Annotated in this window: 18 protein-coding genes and 1 pseudogene; 16 read left to right on the top strand and 3 right to left on the bottom strand. The window is 72.1% G+C overall.

Annotated features, from left to right (window positions below; translation table 11 throughout):
* Positions 1–84: 84 nt before the first annotated feature.
* Positions 85–714: a phosphoribosylglycinamide formyltransferase gene (gene purN, locus SSP29_RS05695; RefSeq protein WP_089099333.1), complete on the top strand. Its 630-nt coding sequence runs from the start codon at positions 85–87 to the stop codon at positions 712–714.
* Entirely contained in the window at positions 711–2282 is a 1572-nt protein-coding gene (gene purH, locus SSP29_RS05690) for a bifunctional phosphoribosylaminoimidazolecarboxamide formyltransferase/IMP cyclohydrolase (protein WP_089099332.1), read from the top strand. Before purN ends, purH begins: the two co-directional genes overlap by 4 nt.
* A 77-nt stretch (positions 2283–2359) precedes the next feature.
* Here the strand turns inward: purH and SSP29_RS05685 are convergent, their stop codons facing one another.
* Positions 2360–2968 carry an RDD family protein gene (locus SSP29_RS05685; RefSeq protein ID WP_089099331.1) on the bottom strand — a complete coding sequence of 203 codons (609 nt, stop codon included), beginning with the start codon at positions 2966–2968 and terminating at the stop codon, positions 2360–2362.
* A gap of 229 nt (positions 2969–3197) precedes the next feature.
* Between SSP29_RS05685 and SSP29_RS05680 the strand changes: the two genes are divergently transcribed.
* The 7 genes from SSP29_RS05680 (at position 3198) to SSP29_RS05650 (ending at position 10420) form a co-directional block, all read left to right on the top strand.
* A complete protein-coding gene (locus tag SSP29_RS05680) occupies positions 3198–4052 on the top strand; it encodes a bifunctional methylenetetrahydrofolate dehydrogenase/methenyltetrahydrofolate cyclohydrolase (protein ID WP_089099330.1) in 855 nt (284 codons plus the stop codon).
* Entirely contained in the window at positions 4042–4470 is a 429-nt protein-coding gene (locus SSP29_RS05675) for a DUF3017 domain-containing protein (protein ID WP_089099329.1), read from the top strand. Before SSP29_RS05680 ends, SSP29_RS05675 begins: the two co-directional genes overlap by 11 nt.
* Before the next feature lie 508 nt (positions 4471–4978).
* Positions 4979–6142 (top strand): sensor histidine kinase, encoded by a 1164-nt coding sequence (locus SSP29_RS05670; protein ID WP_089099328.1) that lies wholly within the window; start codon positions 4979–4981, stop codon positions 6140–6142.
* A complete protein-coding gene (locus tag SSP29_RS05665; RefSeq protein ID WP_089099327.1) occupies positions 6139–6816 on the top strand; it encodes a response regulator in 678 nt (225 codons plus the stop codon). Before SSP29_RS05670 ends, SSP29_RS05665 begins: the two co-directional genes overlap by 4 nt.
* A gap of 356 nt (positions 6817–7172) precedes the next feature.
* Positions 7173–7643, top strand: a complete 471-nt coding sequence (locus tag SSP29_RS05660) for a helix-turn-helix domain-containing protein (RefSeq protein ID WP_089099326.1) — start codon at positions 7173–7175, stop codon at positions 7641–7643.
* 347 nt (positions 7644–7990) lie between these two features.
* On the top strand, positions 7991–9025 hold the full coding sequence (locus SSP29_RS05655) for a helix-turn-helix domain-containing protein (protein ID WP_089099325.1): 1035 nt from the start codon (positions 7991–7993) through the stop codon (positions 9023–9025).
* 405 nt (positions 9026–9430) lie between these two features.
* Complete coding sequence (locus SSP29_RS05650) at positions 9431–10420, top strand: malate dehydrogenase (RefSeq protein WP_089099324.1); 990 nt, start codon at positions 9431–9433, stop codon at positions 10418–10420.
* Positions 10421–10486: 66 nt separating this feature from the next.
* Here the strand turns inward: SSP29_RS05650 and SSP29_RS05645 are convergent, their stop codons facing one another.
* Both SSP29_RS05645 and SSP29_RS05640 read right to left on the bottom strand, forming a co-directional pair.
* Positions 10487–11173: a siderophore-interacting protein gene (locus SSP29_RS05645; protein ID WP_089099323.1), complete on the bottom strand. Its 687-nt coding sequence runs from the start codon at positions 11171–11173 to the stop codon at positions 10487–10489.
* A gap of 39 nt (positions 11174–11212) precedes the next feature.
* Complete coding sequence (locus SSP29_RS05640; protein WP_089099322.1) at positions 11213–12616, bottom strand: MFS transporter; 1404 nt, start codon at positions 12614–12616, stop codon at positions 11213–11215.
* 101 nt (positions 12617–12717) lie between these two features.
* Between SSP29_RS05640 and SSP29_RS05635 the strand changes: the two genes are divergently transcribed.
* The 7 genes and pseudogenes from SSP29_RS05635 to SSP29_RS55045 form a co-directional block, all read left to right on the top strand.
* Positions 12718–13641 carry a LysR family transcriptional regulator gene (locus tag SSP29_RS05635; protein ID WP_089099321.1) on the top strand — a complete coding sequence of 308 codons (924 nt, stop codon included), beginning with the start codon at positions 12718–12720 and terminating at the stop codon, positions 13639–13641.
* A gap of 52 nt (positions 13642–13693) precedes the next feature.
* Positions 13694–14254 (top strand): mycothiol transferase, encoded by a 561-nt coding sequence (locus SSP29_RS05630; protein WP_089099320.1) that lies wholly within the window; start codon positions 13694–13696, stop codon positions 14252–14254.
* A 207-nt stretch (positions 14255–14461) separates the two neighbouring features.
* Positions 14462–14641, top strand: a complete 180-nt coding sequence (locus SSP29_RS52455; RefSeq protein ID WP_145968854.1) for a hypothetical protein — start codon at positions 14462–14464, stop codon at positions 14639–14641.
* Positions 14642–14663: 22 nt separating this feature from the next.
* Positions 14664–15374 (top strand): DUF2637 domain-containing protein, encoded by a 711-nt coding sequence (locus SSP29_RS05625; RefSeq protein WP_089099319.1) that lies wholly within the window; start codon positions 14664–14666, stop codon positions 15372–15374.
* 173 nt (positions 15375–15547) lie between these two features.
* A complete protein-coding gene (locus SSP29_RS05620) occupies positions 15548–17059 on the top strand; it encodes an aldehyde dehydrogenase family protein (RefSeq protein WP_089099318.1) in 1512 nt (503 codons plus the stop codon).
* Positions 17060–17139: 80 nt separating this feature from the next.
* Positions 17140–18663, top strand: coding sequence for a GMC family oxidoreductase (locus tag SSP29_RS05615; RefSeq protein ID WP_089099317.1), 1524 nt, complete (start codon positions 17140–17142; stop codon positions 18661–18663).
* Positions 18663–19712, top strand: a pseudogene (locus SSP29_RS55045) (quaternary amine ABC transporter ATP-binding protein); the annotation flags it as partial. The gene SSP29_RS05615 and the pseudogene SSP29_RS55045, both read left to right, overlap by 1 nt.
* Between the last annotated feature and the right edge of the window lie 120 nt (positions 19713–19832).

Below are 19832 nucleotides of genomic sequence, written 5' to 3'. Positions count from 1 at the left end.
GGGCGCGAAGCACTCGTACGAATGTACAAAGCGGGTACGAGTCCGGCCGCCGTACCGACGCTCCCCCGAGAAAGGGCCCCCACCGTGGCCGCCAAGCCCGTGGCCAAGCGCCTCGTCGTGCTGGTCTCCGGATCCGGCACCAACCTCCAGGCGCTCCTGGACGCGATCGCCGAGAACGGCGTCGAGGCCTACGGCGCCGAGGTCGTCGCCGTGGGCGCCGACCGTGCCGGCATCGAGGGGCTCGCGCGTGCCGAGCGGGCCGGGATCCCGACGTTCGTGACCAGGGTGAAGGACTTCGGGAACCGGGAGGAGTGGGACCGGGCGCTGGCCGACGCCGTGGCCGCCCACGCACCCGACCTCGTCGTCTCCGCCGGGTTCATGAAGATCGTCGGCAAGGAGTTCCTGGCGCGGTTCGGGGGGCGGACCGTCAACACGCATCCCGCCCTGCTGCCTAGTTTCCCCGGGGCCCACGGCGTACGGGACGCGCTCGCGTACGGCGCCAGGGTCACCGGCTGCACCGTCCACTTCGTCGACGACGGCGTCGACACCGGGCCGATCATCGCTCAGGGCGTGGTGGAGGTCCGGGACGAGGACGACGAGAGCGCTCTGCACGAGCGCATCAAGGACGTCGAGCGAAGGCTGCTCGTCGAGGTCGTGGGGCGGATCGCCCGCAACGGCTATCGCATTGAGGGACGAAAGGTAGTTATCCAGTGACCGCCACCGCCGAGAGCAACAAGCGGCCCATCCGGCGCGCGCTCGTCAGCGTCTACGACAAGACCGGGCTCGAAGAGCTCGCCCGCGGACTGCACGAGGCCGGTGTCGCGCTCGTCTCCACCGGCTCCACCGCCTCCCGTATCGCCGCCGCCGGCGTCCCCGTCACCAAGGTCGAGGAGCTCACCGGCTTCCCGGAGTGCCTGGACGGCCGGGTCAAGACCCTGCACCCCAGGGTGCACGCCGGCATCCTCGCCGACCTGCGCCTGGAGGACCATCGGCGGCAGCTCGAAGAGCTCGGCGTCGAGCCGTTCGACCTCGTGGTCAGCAACCTCTATCCGTTCCGCGAGACCGTCGCCTCCGGCGCCACGCCCGACGAGTGCGTCGAGCAGATCGACATCGGCGGCCCCTCCATGGTCCGCGCCGCCGCCAAGAACCACCCCTCGGTCGCGATCGTCACCAGCCCCGCGCGGTACGCCGACGTTCTCAAGGCCGTCGCCGAGGGCGGCTTCGACCTCGCCACCCGCAAGCGGCTCGCCGCCGAGGCCTTCCAGCACACCGCGTCGTACGACGTGGCGGTCGCGAGCTGGTTCGCCTCCGAGTACGCGCCCGTGGACGAGTCGCAGTTCCCCGACTTCCTCGGTGCCACCTGGGAGCGCGAGAACACCCTGCGCTACGGCGAGAACCCGCACCAGCCTGCCGCCCTCTACGTCGACGCCAGCGGTGGCGGCCTCGCCAAGGCCGAGCAGCTGCACGGCAAGGAGATGTCGTACAACAACTACACGGACACGGACGCCGCGCGTCGTGCCGCGTACGACCACGACGAGCCGTGCGTCGCGATCATCAAGCACGCCAACCCCTGTGGCATCGCGGTCGGTTCGGACGTCGCCGAGGCGCACCGCAAGGCGCACGCCTGTGACCCGCTGTCGGCGTTCGGCGGGGTCATCGCCGTCAACCGGCCGGTGAGCAAGGAGATGGCCGAGCAGGTCGCGGAGATCTTCACCGAGGTCATCGTCGCGCCCGACTACGAGGAGGGGGCTCTCGAGGCCCTCGCCAAGAAGAAGAACATCCGGGTGCTGAGGGCGCCGGGCGCCCCCGCCAACCCGGTCGAGGTCAAGCCCGTCGACGGCGGCGTCCTGCTCCAGGTCACCGACCGCCTCCAGGCCGACGGCGACGACCCGGCCAACTGGACCCTCGCGACCGGCGAGGCGCTCAGCCCGGAGGAACTGGCCGAGCTCGCGTTCGCCTGGAAGGCCTGCCGGGCCGTGAAGTCCAACGCCATCCTGCTCGCCAAGGACGGCGCCTCGGTCGGCGTCGGCATGGGCCAGGTCAACCGCGTCGACTCCTGCAAACTCGCCATCGCGCGGGCCGGTGAGGAGCGGGCGCGCGGTTCCTATGCCGCGTCGGACGCCTACTTCCCGTTCCCGGACAACATCGACGTCCTGAGCGCGGCCGGGATCAAGGCGATTGTGCAGCCCGGAGGATCGATCCGGGATGAACTCGTCGTCGAGGCCGCGAAGAAGGCGGGCGTGACGATGTACTTCACCGGCACGCGGCACTTCTTCCACTGAGCCGTCGCACGGAGAACGCAGACACCAGGGCCGTGTCCCCGACGCGGGGACACGGCCCTTGGAGTACCGGCGAACGCTCAGTTGCTGCGGATCACGATCGTGCCGCAGACCTTGTCGGCGAACGTCTGGCGCTTGGAGTCCCACGCCGGCCACAGCCAGCCCAGGTAGCAGGCGAGGCTGTCCAGGATGTGCGCGATACGGCGCACGAACGCCATGCCGACGCCGATCGGCTGGCCGGTGGCCTCCTTGACCAGGCGGATGCCCAGCGCCTTCTTCCCGACCGTCTGGCCGGTGCGGCCCTCCATGATCAGCTGCCAGATGGCGACACCGAGGACGGCGAGGAGGCCGATCGCCCGGATCGCCCCGTTGTTCCGGCCGACGATCACCAGGATGTACGGCACCAGGAAGACCAGACCGTCGACGATGGTGCCACCGAAGCGCTGACCCCAGTTCGCGTAGGGCGGAGTCGCGCCGTACCCCTGCTGCGGGTAGCCGTAGCCGCCCTGCTGGGGGTAGCCGGGCTGCTGCGGGTAGCCCGGCTGCTGGGGGTAGCCGTAGCCCTGCTGCGGCGGCACGCCCTGCGGGGCCTGCTGGTAGCCGGGCTGCTGCGGGTATCCGTAGCCGGGCTGACCCTGCTGCGGGTCCTGCGGCTGACCATAGGGGTTGTTGGGCGAGCCGAAACTCATGACGCGTTTCCTCCGTTGGACCTGCGGGGACGACGCGGACAAGGACGGAGGTACGTCATGATCTGAGCGGTTTGCCCCCCACCGGACCGCGATACTGCGCCGCTCATCGTTTAGTACGGGCGTGTTGTTGTCCACCCCGATTCGCGATGTGTTGTGCAAGTGCAACATCATTGATCATGACCGCACACCCGACTGGAACCGGGAGACCGGCATCCGCGAGGATGGAGCCATGACCGCCCAGATTCTCGATGGCAAGGCCACCGCAGCCGCGATCAAGTCCGATCTGACCGCCCGCGTGGCGGCGCTGAAGGAGAAGGGCGTCACGCCCGGCCTCGGCACGATCCTCGTCGGGGACGACCCCGGCAGCCAGAAGTACGTCGCCGGCAAGCACCGCGACTGCGCGCAGGTCGGCATCGCCTCCATCCAGCGCGAACTCCCGGCCACCGCGACCCAGGAGGAGATCGAGGCGGTCGTCCGCGAGCTCAACGACGACCCCGCCTGCACCGGCTACATCGTCCAGCTCCCGCTGCCCAAGGGCATCGACGAGAACCGCATCCTGGAACTGATGGACCCGCACAAGGACGCGGACGGCCTGCACCCGATGAACCTCGGCCGGCTGGTGCTCGGCGAGCCGGCGCCGCTGCCCTGCACCCCCAACGGCGTGCTCACCCTGCTGCGCCGCCACGGCGTCGAGATCAAGGGCGCCGAGGTCGTGGTCGTCGGCCGCGGCGTGACCATCGGGCGCCCGATGCCGCTGCTCCTCACCCGGCGCAGCGAGAACGCGACGGTCACGCAGTGCCACACCGGTACGCGCGATCTCGCCTCGCACCTCAAGCGCGCCGACATCATCGTCGCCGCCGCCGGTTCCCCGCACCTGATCCGTCCCGAGGACGTCAAGCCGGGCGCGGCCGTCCTCGACGTCGGCGTCTCCCGCAACGCCGAGGGCAAGATCGTCGGCGATGTGCACCCCGGGGTCGCCGAGGTCGCCGGATGGATCTCCCCGAACCCCGGCGGTGTCGGGCCGATGACCCGGGCCCAGCTGCTCGTCAACGTGGTCGAGGCGGCGGAGCGCAGTGTCGGCTGACGGCGGTCACGAGCGGGGCGCGGGGCGCCGGGCGACCCGGCGCTTCCCGCTGTTCACCCGGGACACGGCACGCCCCGAAGGGGGCGGCAGGGCCGCGTCGGGGGATCTGCCGGCGCCGGCCCGGCAGTGGCCGATGCTGGTCGTGCTGGCGGCCGTCGGGGTGGGGCTGCTGCTGACCTCGCTGGACCAGTTCCGGATCGGCGCGCTGCTGATCGGGGCGGCGCTGCTGGCCGGGGCGGTGATGCGGTGGATACTGCCGAGCGTGGGGATGCTCGCGGTCCGGTCGCGGTTCACGGACATCGCGACGTACGGGGTGCTGGGGCTGGCGATCGTGCTGCTGGCGTTGATGGCGCAGCCGAAGCCGTGGCTGGTCATCCCCTATCTGAAGGACACGCTGCATTTCACGATGAAGAGCTGAGGATTCGTTGTCGGCTGCGGGTGCGCTGTGGCCGTTCGCGCAGTTCCCCGCGCCCCTGTCGGGGCGCTGATGTCACCGGTGCTTGAAATGGGCCAGCCTCTTCCCCGGTGAGTGCGGGTGCGGGCTCGTGGGGCTGGGCGCGCCCACGCGGCGGTAGCCGCACATGCGACACAGCCCCGCGCCCCTGTCGGGGCGCTGATGTCACCGGTGCTTGAAATGGGCCAGCCTCTTCCCCGGTGAGTGCGGGTGCGGGCTCGTGGGGCTGGGCGCGCCCACGCGGCGGTAGCCGCACATGCGACACAGCCCCGCGCCCCTGTCGGGGCGCTGATGTCACCGGTGCTTGAAATGGGCCCGCACCTCCCCCGGTGGGTGCGGGCCTCCTCCCCCGGTTCGAAGGTAGGGGGCCGGCTTCGTCCGCGAATCCCACTCCCGGTTGAACCTCCTACAACTTCCGCGGTACGTCCGGCGATTGACTCGCCCTCCCCGGGCCCCGGGCTACGCTGCGGCGATGCGACTGCGGAACCCGCCCCCACTCGCCGTCGACACGCTGATCGCGTGCATGACGGTCGTGATGGCCGTGTTGCTGGGGCGGGAGTCGCCCACGCAGGGGTGGCCGCAGCCGGACGCGCGGGCGTATGCGCTGATCGGGCTGGCACAGCTGCCCGTCGCCCTGCGCGGGCGGTGGCCGGTCGCGGTCTTCGCCGTCATGCAGGGTGCCTCGATCGTCTACGTCAGCCTCGGCTTCTGGCCCGTGGTGTGCACCTTCGGCTCCATGCTGGCGCTGTACACGATCGCGTCGGTACGGCCGGTCCGGGTCGCCGTCGGCTGCGCGGCCTGCATGACCGGCATGTGGCTGTACGCGGGGATCGTCACCGACGACTCCTCGATGCCGTCGGTCGTCATGCAGGCACTGCTGTACTGCTCGGTGCTGGTCTGGTTCGGGCATCTCGCACAGCGGTCCGCCGCGCTCACCCGGCATCTGCGGGCCGAGCAGACCGAGCGGGCACGGCGGGCGGTGGTCGAGGAACGCGGGCGGATCGCACGGGAGTTGCACGACGTCGTCGCCCATCACATGTCGGTGATCTCCGTGCAGGCGGGGCTCGCCAGATTCGTCTTCGAGTCCGATCCGGCGAAGGCGCGCGGGGCGCTCGGCACCATCGCCGACACCAGCGGGGAGGCCCTGGACGAGCTGCGGCGCATGCTCCAGGTGCTCAGGGACGAGGATCCGCACGCCGCCGAGCGCGCTCCCATGCCGACCCTGGCGCGCCTGGTCGAGCTCGTCGAGAGGGTGCGGGCCGGCGGGCTGCCCGTCGAGTTCGTGGTCGAGGGGGACCCCCGGCCGCTGCCGCCCGGCGTGGAGCTGTGCGCCTACCGCGTCGTCCAGGAGGCGCTCACCAACGTCCTCAAGCACGCCGGCCGCGCCCACGCGCTCGTGCTGCTCCGGTACGGGACGAACGAGCTGACCGTGTCCGTCCGCGACGACGGAGAGGGGGTGAATCCGGACAGAGTGCGAACGGGCGCCGGACATGGCTTGATTGGCATGCGGGAGCGGGCCAAGCTCTACGGCGGGACGATCAGCGTCGGCCCACGCTCCGAGGGCGGCTTCGCGGTCGAGCTGACCCTGCCGACATCGGCCGCACTCGCACGGCGGGGGGACGACCGTACCGGATGACCAGAGTGCTCGTGGTCGACGACCAGTTCCTCATCCGCGCGGGCCTGGTGGGCCTGCTGGAGGCCGCCCCCGGGTTCGAGGTGGCCGGCGAGGCGGGGGACGGTGCGGAGGCGGTGCGGCTGGCCGCCGAGACCCGGCCCGACGTCGTCCTCATGGACATCCGGATGCCGGGGGTCAACGGCATCGAGGCCACCGAGCGCATCCTCGCCCGGGCGGAGGGCCCCGCACCCCGCATCCTCGTCCTCACCACCTTCGACCTTGACGAGTACGTGTACGGCGCGCTGCGCGCCGGCGCCTCCGGGTTTCTCCTCAAGGACTCCGGCCCCGAACGGCTGCTGGCCGCGGTCACCGCGGTGGCCGGCGGTGACGCCCTGTTCGCGCCCAGCGTCACCCGGCGCCTGGTCGAGGCCTTCGCCCACCGGCACGGCCCCGGCCCCGACGCCGGACCGCCGCCCGACCTCGACGTGCTGACCTCCCGCGAGGTCGAGGTCCTCAAGCTCACCGCGCGGGGGCTGTCCAACCTGGAGATCGCCGACCGCCTCTACATCAGCGAGGCGACCGTGAAGACGCACCTCAACCGCACCATGACCAAGCTCGACCTGGGCAGCCGGGCGCAGGCGGTGGTGGTGGCGTACGAGACGGGGCTGGTGACCCCGGGCGGACCGGCGAACTGACCGGCGACCCGCCCGGCGGGAAGCGTCCGACGTGATCTGACCGACGTGATCTGTCCGACCGGATCTGTCCGACCGGATCTGCCCGGCGGGACCTAACCGACCGGACCCGTCCGCCGGATCTGTCCGAAAGGCGGCCCGTCCCCTCCCCCGAGCAGGACGGACCGCCGTCCGGAATCAGCCTTCCCACCGTGCCGCGGCTGTTCAACGGCTGTCCGTCGGCGGTGGCAGAGATGTGACAGTTCCGCCACGGGCCGCCCGTACTGCCACAGCCTGCGGGAACCGTCGGGACGCCCGCCGTCGTCACCCGCTCTGAACTGGCAACAAACTGGCAACGAGGCAGGCCGTGGAGGTGTGTGATGGGCGGCTGGCAGCCGCTGCCGGAGGGGCTCCCGCCGGAGGTGCGGCACTTCGTGGAGCAGCTGCGGCTCCTCAAGGACGACACCGGTCTCAGCCTGGTCGCGCTGGGCGCCCGCACCGCGTACAGCAAGTCCTCCTGGCAGCGCTATCTCAACGCCGTGCAGCCGCCGCCCCGTCAGGCCGTCGTCGCACTGTGCCGGGTCGCGGGCCTGGCCGGCGCCGACGCCGAACGGCACGCCGTGCGCTGGGAACTCGCCGTCCAGGCCTGGCCGCGCCCCGCGACCGCGCCGGACCGCCCGGCGGGCGCGGGGGAGGCGGAGGGGTACGAGGACGACCCGACCCTCCCGTGGTGGGACCGGCCGGAGCCGGACCCGGCGCCCCGCCCGCACGGCCGACTGCTGCTGTACGCGGTCCTGCTGCTGCTCGTGCTGCTCCTGGTGGCGGTCGTCGGCGCCGTGGCTCTCGGGTGAGCTGAGCGCCCTGTGGCCTGCGAGGTCACGGCTGGATGACCGGTGTGTCGATGTGTTGACAAGTTCGCGGATATGTCACGAAGCCGACTCACAGCCGGGCTAACGTGTCCAATCTGGACGAGTCGGCGGCCCGTTGGACCGTACGGCGGCCGGCGTGCAACGGTGCATGCCGGACGGGTCGATGCTCCTGTGCGCCCCCTGCTCGGGGACTGTCCGCCGGGGCCGCCGCATCCCGGTGGGTAGCCAGAACGGGGACCCGGCGCGGGGCACCGCGCAGGGGGGAAACGCGGAGGAAGACACGGCACCGAACCGGGGGAAAGAGGACCGGGGGAAAGAGGGGGGAAGCAATGCCTCGTTGGAAAGCCCTGCCGGATGAACTCGATCCGCAGGTCAAGGAGTTCGCGACCCAGCTGCGGCGGCTCGTGGACCGCGGCGGGCTGAGCGTCGCGGCGCTGTCCGACCGCACCGGCTACGCCAAGACGTCCTGGGAGCGCTATCTCAACGGCCGTCTGCTGGCGCCCAAGGGCGCGGTCGTCGCGCTCGCCGAGGTCACCGACACCGATCCCGTCCACCTCACGACCATGTGGGAGCTGGCCGAACGGGCCTGGAGCCGTTCGGAGATGCGGCACGACATGACCATGGAGGCGATCCGGATCTCCCAGGCGCGGGCCGCGCTGGGGGAGTTCGGGGCGCCGCCGGCCACGTCCGCGACCGCCGCCGGCGGCAAGGCGCCGCGCCGGGCGGGCAGCGCCGTGGCGATGCCGGGGATCGCCGGGCCGGCGGGCGTCTCGCCCACCATCCCGCCCCAGCCGACGGCGCCCGACGCGAACCGCCGCGAGGGCACGGGCTCCCGCGGCCCGGCCGCGCCCCCGGCCCCGCCCGGCGGCGGCAGGCGGCGGCTGACGATGTTCCTCGCCGGGGTCGTCGGCGTGGTCGTGGTCATCGCCGCGGTCCTCTTCCTCACCGGAGGCGACGGCGGCGGGAAGAAGAACCAGGGCAACGGCGCCGCGGCCACCCCCTCCACCGGCACCAGCAGCCACCTCCCGGCCGGGGTGAAGTGCGCGGGCGCCGGGTGCACCGGCAAGGACGCGGAGGCCATGGGGTGCAGCGGCGACCTCGTGACCACCGCCAAGACCGTCGCGGTCGGCGCGACCACCCTGGAGGTCCGCTACAGCAGGACCTGCGGCGCCGCGTGGGGCCGTATCACCGGGGCCGCCCAGGGCGACTCGGTCCGGGTCACGGCCGGGACCACCACGGAGCGCGGCTCCATCACGGCCACCGGCGACACGATCGCGTACACGCCGATGGTGGCGGTGCGGGACGCGGCACAGGCGAAGGCGTGCGCGACGCTGGCCTCGGGGCAGCAGGGGTGCACGACGTAGAAAGCGTGACCAGAACAGCCCGTCCGGCGACCGAGGACGAGACCGAAGGCCGACAGCGGGGGGCGGGGGCGGCAGCCCCCGGACCTCGCGGCAACGCCGGCCGGCGAAGAAACCGGCGGAACACAGGAATGCCGGCCTCCTTCCTGGGCACGCGAGGTGTATCCCCCCACGGGAGTCCGGAAACCGGTACCCCCGAGTGGCGGCCGCCCTGTCCACCCTCTCCCGGACAGGCGGCCGCCTCTTTTGTGGGGTGAGCCACACGGACCCCTCGACCTCCGGCATCCTTGATGCGCGATAGCCTGACCGGTGGATCTCTTGATACCAAGAGATCGATCATTTGTACGTCCGCACCCCAGGGCACCCAGGGCAAGGACGCCCACCGCCAGCTGTCATACGGAGAACGCCATGACCCGCACTCCCGTGAACGTCACCGTCACCGGCGCGGCCGGCCAGATCGGTTACGCCCTGCTCTTCCGCATCGCCTCCGGCCAGCTGCTCGGCGCGGACGTGCCGGTCCGGCTCCGCCTCCTGGAGATCACCCCCGCGCTCAAGGCCGCCGAGGGCACCGCCATGGAGCTCGACGACTGCGCCTTCCCGCTCCTTGAGGGCATCGACATCTCCGACGACCCGAACGTCGCCTTCGACGGCGCCAACGTCGCCCTCCTGGTCGGCGCCCGCCCCCGCACCAAGGGCATGGAGCGCGGTGACCTCCTGGAGGCCAACGGCGGCATCTTCAAGCCGCAGGGCAAGGCCATCAACGACCACGCCGCGGACGACATCAAGGTCCTGGTCGTCGGCAACCCGGCCAACACCAACGCGCTGATCGCCCAGGCCGCCGCGCCGGACGTACCGGCCGAGCGCTTCACCGCGATGACCCGCCTCGACCACAACCGCGCGCTGACCCAGCTCGCGAAGAAGACGGGCTCGACGGTCGCCGACATCAAGCGCCTGACCATCTGGGGCAACCACTCCGCCACCCAGTACCCCGACATCTTCCACGCCACGGTCGCCGGCAAGAACGCCGCCGAGGTCGTGGGCGACGAGAAGTGGCTGGCCGAGGAGTTCATCCCGACCGTCGCCAAGCGCGGCGCGGCCATCATCGAGGCCCGCGGTGCCTCCTCCGCGGCCTCTGCCGCCAACGCCGCCGTCGACCACGTGCACACCTGGGTCAACGGCACCGCCGACGGCGACTGGACCTCCATGGGCATCCCGTCGGACGGTTCCTACGGCGTCCCGGAGGGCCTGATCTCCTCCTTCCCGGTCACCACCAAGGACGGCGTCTACGAGATCGTCCAGGGCCTGGAGATCAGCGAGTTCTCCCGCGCCCGCATCGACGCGTCGGTGCAGGAGCTGGCGGAGGAGCGCGACGCGGTCCGCGCCCTCGGCCTCATCTGAGCCCCCCGCACCCCACGGGCCCCGTTCCGGACTCCTCCGGAACGGGGCCCGTTGCCGTCTGCGGAGTCACTCCATCCCGCGCTTGCCCGGCGTCCAGAACGGCTTGGTGAGGACCGCACGCCGGTCCCATCCCGCCTCCTGGACCAGCACCTTCCGCACCGCCTGCACGGCCCGCGCCTCCCCGGCGACGTAGGCGACCCCGCCGGGTTCGGGAGCGAGCCGGCGTACCGCCTCCGGCAGCGAGGTCCCGGCCCTGAGCACCCAGTCGAGGCGCTCCGCGTGGGGGAGGGGCAGCCGGTCCGCGGCCGTCTCCGTCTCGACGCACCCGGAGATCCGGGCCTCCTCGGGCAGCGCCGCGAGCATCGCGCCGAAGGCGACCGCGGCCGTCTCGTCGCCGACGAAGACGTGGTGGGCGGCGTCGGGGCGCAGCGTGAAGGTGCCCTCGGGCCTGCGCAGCCGTACCGGCTCGCCCGCCTCGACGGTCCGGCCCCACCGGGCGCCCGGCCCGCCCTCGGAGTGGTCGAGGACGCACAACTCGACGACGCCGGAAGGGTCGTAGCGCCAGACCGAGTACGTCCGCAGGGTCAGGCCGGTGACCAGGACCCGGACCTGCTGGCCGGGCCGGACGTCGAGGCCGGCGAGCTGCTCGCCGTCGATGCGCAGGCGGCGCATGCGGGCGGTGATCTGCTCGGCCTCGGTGACGGTGCCGCGCAGGGTCAGCAGGTCGAGGACGGGGTTCAGGAGGGCGGGCATCGGGGGCTCCTCAACGGGCCGTAGTGTGCGGGGAGTTGCTCAGGCGTCGGTAGAACGCGATAGTACGCGTTCCGAGTTGGACGCGATAGAGCGTGTCGGGGTGCGGCGGCCGTAACCGGCCACCACGAGCGCCGTCGCCGCGAGGACCAGCAGCGCGACGGTACGCAGGGCCGGGCCCATCCCGGAGGCGAGGTCGCCGTGCGCGGACAGGATCGTGCCGGTGACCGCGACCCCGAGGGCCGCGCCGGTCTCGCGGGCCGTGGTGCCGAGCCCGGAGCCGAGGCCCGCCTGGTGGGGCGGGAGCGAGCTGACCACGCCGAGGGTGAGGGCGGGCATGGACAGACCGGTGCCCGCCGAGATGACCAGCAGCCAGCAGGCGTACGTCCAGTACGGCGTGGCCGCGTCGACGGTGGACGCGCCGAGCAGCCCGAGGCCGATCAGGGTGAGCCCGGCGCCGACGACCGCGCGCGGGTGGCCCGCCCAGCGGGCGGCGAGCCTCGGGACCAGGGCCATGCCGATCGTCAGCGGCATGATCGCGACGCCGGTGACGGCCGCGTCGTAGCCCTTGACGCCCTGCAGGTACTGCGAGTTGACGAAGAAGAGGGAGAAGAGGCCGAAGAAGCCGGCCGCCGTGCCGAGGGACGCCGAGCGCAGCCGGGCGGAGGCGAAGACGCGGGGGTCGAAGAGGGGGCGCGGCGAGCGCAGGGCGTGCGCGGTGAAGAGGGCGGTCAGTACGGCGCCCGCCGCGAAGGAGCCGAGGATGGGCGCCGACGTCCAGCCGTAGGTGGTGCCCTCGATGATGCCGAACAGCACCGCCACCAGGCCCGCCGTGAGGAGCAGAGTGCCGAGCGGGTCGAGGTTGCTGTGCGCGGAGCGTTCGGTGCGCGGGGTGACGACGGCGACGGCCAGGGCGAACAGCGCGGCCAGCGGGACCATGGCGGCGAACAGGGCCCGCCAGGACAGGAACTGGCCGACCAGGCCGCCGCCCAGGTTGCCGGCCGCGCCGCCCAGGCCCAGTGCCAGGGTCCAGGAGGCGAGGGCGCGGGCGCGCCGCTCGGGCGCGGACAGGTGGACCAGGATCGACAGGGTGGCCGGGGTGATCAGGGCGGCTCCGGCGCCGGACAGGCCGCGGCCCGCTATCAGTACGGCGGGGTCCGGCGCGAGTGCGCTGGTGGCCGCGCCCGCCGCGAACAGGGCGAGCCCCGCGAGCAGGGCGCCCTTGCGGCCGTACCGGTCGCCGAGCGCGCCGGCCGGGATGAGCAGGGCCGCGAAGGCGATGACATAGGCGTCGACGGTCCACAGGATCTCGCTGTGCGAGGGATGCAGGGCCGACGCGGCCAGTTCGGGGATGAGGAGGTTGATGGCGGCGACCATGCTCTGCGCGACCAGCACGCAGGCGCACAGCACGAGCAGGACAGGGCGTTTCAGGGCGTGCGCGGGCACGGCTCCTCCCGGGGAGCTGGTGGGTGGTGTGGGATGCCCTGTCACCGTAGGGTCGGCGCTGACCTGCTTTCCAGTGCAACCTTTGCAAGGGACGACTGCGTATGACGCAATCCACCGGTTCCCCCGGCAGCCTCGACCTGAATCTGCTGGTCGCGCTGGACGTCCTCCTCGAAGAGCAGAGCGTGCAGGGGGCCGCGCGGCGGCTGCATCTGTCCGAACCGGCCATGAGCCGTACCCTCGGCCGGATCCGCAGAGCCCTCGGCGACCCGGTGCTGGTGCGGGCCGGACGCGGGATGGTGCCGACCCCGCACGCACTGGCCGTGCGCGCCGAGGTGAGCGCGGTGGTGGAGCGGGCGCGGGCGCTGTTCGCGCCGGGCCGGGACACCGATCTGCGCACCGTCTCCCGGACGTTCACGATCATCGGCTCCGACGCGATCGCCGGCACCCAGGCCGCCACCCTCTTCGCCCGGGCCGCCGCGGAGGCGCCCGGCATCCGCATCCGCTTCCTCGCCGAGGCCCACGTGGACCTGCCGTACCTGCGGCAGGGCACGGCCGATCTGGAGGTCGGGGCGATCGACACCACCGCGCCCGAGGTGCGGGTGGAGCAGCTCCACGAGGACCGCATGCTCGGCGTCGTACGGTCCGGACACCCGCTGCTGGCCGGCGATCTGACGCCCGAGCGGTACGCGACCGCGGCCGGTCACCTGAACGTCTCGCGGCGCGGCAAGCTGCACGGCCCCGTCGACGCCGCGTTGGCCGAACTCGGCCTGGAACGCGATGTGGTGGGGACCGTCGGCACCTTCCCGGCCTCCCTCTTCGTGCTGCGCGACTCCGACCTGATCGGCCTGATCAGCTCCTGGGGAGTCCCGCTGGCCACCGCCCTGGGCCTCGCCACCTTCGAAGTCCCCCTGCCGCTGCCGCCGATCCCCCTCGGCCTGGCCTGGCACCCGCGCCACGACGCCGACCCCGCACACGCCTGGCTGCGGCGCTGCGTAAGGGAGTTGCTGGCCGCCAACGGGAACTGAACGACCAGCGGTTCGGGGGCCGTTGTCAGTGGCGGGTCGTAGCTTTAGGGGCATGACTGATGACACCCGGTCGGCCGTCTGGTGGGAACCGCCCGTCGCCGGAACGGAACTCGACACCCTGATCGGATCCCTGGAGCGGCAGCGGCGCACCTTCGCCTGGAAGAGCGAGGGGCTCGACGGGGCGGCGCTCGGACATCGGCTCGCGCCCTCCGCGCTCACCCTCGGCGGGCTGCTGAAGCACCTCGCCCTGGTGGAGGACCAGTACTTCACCGTGCGGCTGCTGGGCGAGAAGCTCCCCGCCCCGTGGGACGCGGTGGACTGGGACGCCGAGCCCGACTGGGAGTGGGGATCGGCCGCCGCCGACAGCCCCGAGGAGCTGTACGGGCTGTGGGAGGCGGCGGTGGCCCGGTCCCGGGCCGCGATACGGCGGGCGGCGGCCGACGGGGACGCCGGTGCCCTGATCGCGTACACCTCCCGCAGCGGCGCGCGGCCCAGCCTGCGCCGGCTGCTGGCCGACATGATCGAGGAGTACGCCCGGCACGTCGGACAGGCCGACCTGATCCGGGAGTCGATCGACGGACGCGTGGGAGAGGACCCGCCGGCCGACTTCTGACCTGCGGCGTCCTCCTCACCGGCTCCCGCGCCCCGGCCGCCGCACCGGTCAGATCGTCATTCATCTAATTCCGCTATTCACGGAGCGTGATCCCGCGCATATTCACAATTTATTCAATTGTAAATCGGTAGGTATTCTATAACTTCTCTTCCGGGTGACTAAATTCCCCCGAACGCTCCAACTCCCGCCCCGTGTGACGGTCGTTAGGTGACCGTGACGCGATTGGACTGGTGCGCAGCCGAAGATCATCCGACAACCGTGCTGCGTTGGCCCGGTGGTATGGATATCACCTCATGCTCGGACCTGCTCGATGATTTCCTGACGAGAATCAATGCGATGGAAAAAGAATATAGGCGGACCCTGGCGGATCTGTACGCAGCGTTCTGAGACAGGGTGCGGAGGTTAATCGATGGACGGGATTCAGCACGACCCGGGTCCGGGGTTCTACGACCACACCGGCTTCTACGACCATCCCGGTCTCTATGACCACGCCTGGGGTGTCCCGGAGTCGGACGTCGCACCGAACGACTGGGACCCGGTCGAGGAGCTGGCGCAGATACTGTCCGCACCGACCGCTGCGGCCGCGGCCCCCACCCTGGTGGACGTGCCGTCCCAGCGCCGGGGCAGCCGCCGGCGGGTCCGGCACGGCTCCCACCTGCTCGACGGCGGCCGGAGCGTCACCCACATCACGCTCCTGATCGTGGCGGTCTCACTGTGCGCGGTGTCCATGCTGGCCTGGTCCGTCTGCTACTCCTATGCGCAGCTGCGCGGCATCGCCTCGTCGGTGCTCCCCGGGGGGCTGGCGCGGTACTGGCCGCTGACGGTCTACGGCCCGTGGTTCGTGGCGGCGCTGTCCGTCCTGCGGGCCACCGCGCAGCGCCGGAGCGCGCGGCGGTCCTGGTGTGTCGTGCTGGTCGCCTCCGTCGTGGCGGTGGGGCTGTGCATCAGCCACTCCTCGCATGCACTGCTGTCCTTAGTGATCTTCGGGATTCCGCCCGTCACCGCCCTGGTCTGTTTCTGGGAGCTCGTGGGGCAGATCTCGACCAAGGGCCGGCCCCGGCACGCCATGCCCGCCGAATCGGCGAGCGCCGCGCCCTCATCTGAGCGCGGCCGCATGTGACCGCCCTTCGTAGGGTGTTTTGTTCCGTTCTGTCCGACTGTTCAGTGACGCCGCACACTTTCGGCCGACGATTGCGCATGCAATCCGAGGCCGAGGGCAGGCGTCGGCAGTCCCCGAGTGTGACCTGTATGTCACCCAGGGGCACCGAACAGGAACGGAAGGCAATACCGATCATGGCGGACAGCACGGCACGAGCGACCATTCATGCCGGAGGCGAGTGGCTGGCAGCCGCCTCCGGCGCAACGCGCGAGATCATCGACCCCGCGGACGGCCTGCCCTTCGCTGTGGTCGCCGAGGGCGACGAGAAGGACGCGGAGGCGGCGGTGGCCGCCGCCCGGCGCGCCTTCGACACCGGCGACTGGCCCCGGACCCCCGTCGCCGAGCGCGCCGCCCTGCTCCGCCGGGTGGCCGACCTCCTCGTACGCGATCGCGAACAGCTCGGGCTCCTGGAGAGCCGGGACGCGGGCAAGACCGCCGAGGAGGGCCGCGTCGACATCGACTGTGTCGCCGACGCCTTCCGCTACTTCGCCGACCTGGTGGCGGCGGAGGGCGCGGGCCGGGTGGTCGACGCGGGCTCGGCCGACATCCACAGTGTCGTCGTATCCGAACCGGTGGGCGTCTGCGCGTTGATCACGCCCTGGAACTACCCCCTCCTCCAGGCGAGTTGGAAGATCGCCCCGGCGCTCGCGGCCGGCAACACGTTCGTGGTCAAGCCGAGCGAGCTGACCCCGCTGACGACGGTCGCGCTGATCGGACTGCTGGCCGAGGCCGGGCTGCCCGCCGGGGCCGCCAACCTCGTCACCGGCCCCGGCCACACCGTCGGCGCCCGCCTCTGCGGGCACCCCGACGTCGACCTGGTCTCCTTCACCGGTGGCCTGGCCAGCGGGGTCAAGGTGGCGCAGGCGGCCGCCGTGTCGGTCAAGAAGGTCGCCCTCGAACTGGGCGGCAAGAACCCCAACGTCGTCTTCGCCGACGCCTGCGCCACGCAGGAGGGCTTCGACACCGCCGTGGACCAGGCCCTGAACGCCGCGTTCATCCACAGCGGCCAGGTCTGCTCGGCCGGCGCCCGGCTGATCGTCGAGGAGCCGGTGCGGGAGCGGTTCGTCGCCGAACTCGCCCGCCGGGCGGCCGGGATCCGGCTCGGCCGGGGCACCGCGGACGGCGTCGAGTGCGGCCCGCTCGTCTCCGCGCAGCAGCGCGCCAAGGTCGAGGCGTACGTGGCGTCGGCGCTGGCGGAGGGTGCGGTGCTGCGCGCGGGCGGCAAGCGCCCCGAACCGTCCGCCGACCGCCCCGCCACCGGCTACTTCTACGAGCCCACCGTCCTCGACCAGTGCCACCGCGAGATGAGGGCCGTACGCGAGGAGGTCTTCGGCCCGGTCCTCACCGTCGAGACGTTCCGCACCGAGGACGAGGCGGTCGCCCTCGCCAACGACACCGAGTACGGCCTCGCCGGCGCGGTGTGGAGCACGGATGCCGGGAAGGCCCGCCGGGTCGCGGGGCGGCTGCGGCACGGCACCGTCTGGATCAACGACTACCACCCCTACCTCCCGCAGGCGGAGTGGGGCGGCTTCGGAAAGAGCGGGACCGGCCGCGAGCTGGGGCCCGCCGGGCTCGCCGAGTACCGCGAGACCAAGCACGTCTACCAGAACCTCGCGCCGAGGCCGGTGCGCTGGTTCGCCGGCTGAGCCGCTCCGTAGCCCGTCCGAAGTCCATCCGACCGTCGGCGCGAGAAGCCTTCGCAGTAAGCCCTTTGGAGCACCCCCCCATGTCCCACCACACCTACGACTACGTCGTCATCGGCGGCGGAACCGCCGGTTCCGTCATAGCCTCCCGCCTCACCGAGAACCCGGACGTCACCGTCGCCGTCATCGAGGGCGGGCCCAGTGACGTGGGCCGCGACGACGTCCTCACCCTGCGCCGCTGGACGGGCCTGCTCGGCGGCGAGCTGGACTACGACTACCCGACCACCGAACAGCCGCGCGGCAACTCCCACATCCGGCACAGCCGCGCCCGGGTGCTGGGCGGCTGCTCCAGCCACAACACCCTCATCGCCTTCAAGCCGCTGCCCTCCGACTGGGACGAGTGGGAGGAAGCCGGCGCCAAGGGCTGGGGCGCGGTGCCGATGGAGGCCTACTACGCCCGCCTCCTCAACAACATCGTTCCGGTCCACGAGAAGGACCGGAACGCCGTCGCCCGCGACTTCGTCGACGCGGCCCAGGAGGCGCTGGGCGTCCCGCGCGTGGAGGGCTTCAACCGCAGGCCGTTCACCGAGGGCGTCGGCTTCTTCGACCTCGCCTACCACCCCGAGACCAACAAGCGGTCCAGCGCGTCGGTGGCCTACCTCCACCCGGTGCTGGACGAGCGCCCCAACCTGACGATCCTGCTGGAGACCTGGGCGTACCGGCTGGAGCTGGACGGCACCCGCGCCGAGGGCGTGCACGTCCGCACCAAGGACGGCGAGGAGCTGCTGATACGGGCCCGGAACGAGGTCGTCCTGTGCGCCGGCGCCGTCGACTCCCCGCGCCTGCTGCTCCATTCGGGCATAGGCCCGGCCCAGGACCTCGAAGCCCTCGGCATCCCGGTCGCGCACGACCTTCCGGGCGTCGGCGAGAACCTCCTCGACCACCCCGAGTCGGTGATCGTCTGGGAGACGCACGGCCCGATCCCGGAGAACTCCGCGATGGACTCCGACGCGGGTCTCTTCGTCCACCGCGACCCCGCACACGCGGGCCCTGACCTGATGTTCCACTTCTACCAGGTCCCGTTCACGGACAACCCCGAGCGCCTCGGCTACGAACGCCCCGCGCACGGCGTCTCGATGACCCCGAACATCCCCAAGCCCCGCAGCCGCGGCCGCCTCTGCCTGACCAGCGCCGACCCGTCCGTGAAGCCCGCGCTCGACTTCCGCTACTTCACCGACGAGGACGACTACGACGGCCGCACCCTCGTCGACGGCATCCGCATCGCCCGCGAGATCGCGAAGACCGAGCCGCTGGCGGGCTGGCTGAAGCGCGAGGTGTGCCCGGGCCCGGAGATCCTCGGCGACGCCGAGCTCAGCGAGTACGCCCGCAAGGTCGCCCACACGGTCTACCACCCGGCGGGCACCTGCCGGATGGGCGCGGCCGACGACCGACTGGCCGTGGTGGACCCGGAGTTGCGGATCCGCGGCCTGGACGGCATCCGGGTCGCCGACGCCTCTGTCTTCCCGGCCATGCCGGCGGTGAACCCGATGATCGGGGTGCTGATGGTCGGCGAGAAAGCCGTGGACCTGCTGAAGGGCGGTGCGTGATGAGTAGTACGACCCCTGTCTTCTCCGTCGGCGGCCTGTGGAAGGTCTTCGGCCCCAAGGCCGAACGCGTCCCGGCGGACCCCGGACTGACCGGCCTGCCCGCGGCCGAACTCCGCACCCGCACCGGCTGCACGGCCGCGGTCCGCGACGTCTCCTTCGACGTCCGCAAGGGCGAGGTCTTCGTGGTGATGGGCCTGTCCGGCTCCGGGAAGTCGACCCTGGTCCGCTGCCTGACCCGGCTCATCGAGCCGACGGCCGGCCGGATCGCCATCGACGGCGAGGACGTCCGGGCGATGGACAAGGGCCGGCTGCGGGAGCTGCGCCGGCACCGGGCCGCGATGGTCTTCCAGCACTTCGGGCTCCTCCCGCACCGCTCCGTGCTCGACAACGTGGCGTACGGCCTGGAGATCCAGGGCGTGCGCAGGTCCGAGCGGCGCGCGCGGGCCGCCGAGGTCGTCGCCAAGGTCGGCCTGGAGGGCATGGAGCAGCGCCGCCCCGGCCAGCTGTCCGGTGGCCAGCGGCAACGTGTCGGCCTCGCCCGGGCGTTGGCCGTCGACCCCGAGGTCCTCCTCTTCGACGAGCCGTTCAGCGCGCTGGATCCGCTGATCCGGCGGGACATGCAGGATGAGGTGGTCCGCCTGCACCGCGAGGAGGGCCGCACGATGGTCTTCATCACCCACGACCTCTCCGAGGCGCTGAAAATCGGCGACCGCATCGCCCTGATGCGGGACGGCCGGGTGGTCCAGCTGGGCACCCCGGAGGAGATCGTCGGCTCCCCGGCCGACGACTACGTCCGGGAGTTCGTCCGGGACGTGCCGCGCGAGCAGGTCCTGACGGTCCGCGCCGCCATGCGGGCGCCCGGGGGGATCGGGGAGACCGGTCCCGAGGTCAGCCCGGAAGCGACGGTCGCCGAGGCGATCGACGTGGTCGCGGCGGCCGGTGTCCCGGCGCGGGTCGTGGAGGACGACCGGTGCGTCGGCATGGTCGACGCGGACACGCTGCTCGGCGTGGTGGCGAAGGGGGGTACGGGCGCTACTTCGGCCGCGGGCGGTCGTGGGCCGGTCGCGCAGTTCCCCGCGCCCCTGGGTGGGGATGCGCAGCGTTCGCTGGAAGGTCCCGCAGCCGGGGGCGGTCCTTCGGCCGCGGGCGGTCGTGGGCCGGTCGCGCAG

This window comes from Streptomyces hyaluromycini (assembly GCF_002217755.1).
Taxonomy (GTDB): Bacteria; Actinomycetota; Actinomycetes; order Streptomycetales; family Streptomycetaceae; genus Streptomyces; species Streptomyces hyaluromycini.
The sequence above is the reverse complement of the archived record's forward strand: the minus strand, read 5'-3'. Positions and strand labels throughout refer to the sequence as shown.

What these genes read in the sequence shown, in the direction of transcription:
- SSP29_RS05685 (WP_089099331.1), bottom strand. Translation starts at nt 2,968, where the DNA reads ATGAGTTTCGGCTCGCCCAACAACCCCTATGGTCAGCCGCAGGACCCG.
- SSP29_RS05680 (WP_089099330.1), top strand. Translation starts at nt 3,198, where the DNA reads ATGACCGCCCAGATTCTCGATGGCAAGGCCACCGCAGCCGCGATCAAG.
- SSP29_RS05670 (WP_089099328.1), top strand. Translation starts at nt 4,979, where the DNA reads ATGCGACTGCGGAACCCGCCCCCACTCGCCGTCGACACGCTGATCGCG.
- SSP29_RS05665 (WP_089099327.1), top strand. Translation starts at nt 6,139, where the DNA reads ATGACCAGAGTGCTCGTGGTCGACGACCAGTTCCTCATCCGCGCGGGC.
- SSP29_RS05660 (WP_089099326.1), top strand. Translation starts at nt 7,173, where the DNA reads ATGGGCGGCTGGCAGCCGCTGCCGGAGGGGCTCCCGCCGGAGGTGCGG.
- SSP29_RS05655 (WP_089099325.1), top strand. Translation starts at nt 7,991, where the DNA reads ATGCCTCGTTGGAAAGCCCTGCCGGATGAACTCGATCCGCAGGTCAAG.
- SSP29_RS05650 (WP_089099324.1), top strand. Translation starts at nt 9,431, where the DNA reads ATGACCCGCACTCCCGTGAACGTCACCGTCACCGGCGCGGCCGGCCAG.
- SSP29_RS05645 (WP_089099323.1), bottom strand. Translation starts at nt 11,173, where the DNA reads ATGCCCGCCCTCCTGAACCCCGTCCTCGACCTGCTGACCCTGCGCGGC.
- SSP29_RS05635 (WP_089099321.1), top strand. Translation starts at nt 12,718, where the DNA reads ATGACGCAATCCACCGGTTCCCCCGGCAGCCTCGACCTGAATCTGCTG.
- SSP29_RS05630 (WP_089099320.1), top strand. Translation starts at nt 13,694, where the DNA reads ATGACTGATGACACCCGGTCGGCCGTCTGGTGGGAACCGCCCGTCGCC.
- SSP29_RS05625 (WP_089099319.1), top strand. Translation starts at nt 14,664, where the DNA reads ATGGACGGGATTCAGCACGACCCGGGTCCGGGGTTCTACGACCACACC.
- SSP29_RS05620 (WP_089099318.1), top strand. Translation starts at nt 15,548, where the DNA reads ATGGCGGACAGCACGGCACGAGCGACCATTCATGCCGGAGGCGAGTGG.
- SSP29_RS05615 (WP_089099317.1), top strand. Translation starts at nt 17,140, where the DNA reads ATGTCCCACCACACCTACGACTACGTCGTCATCGGCGGCGGAACCGCC.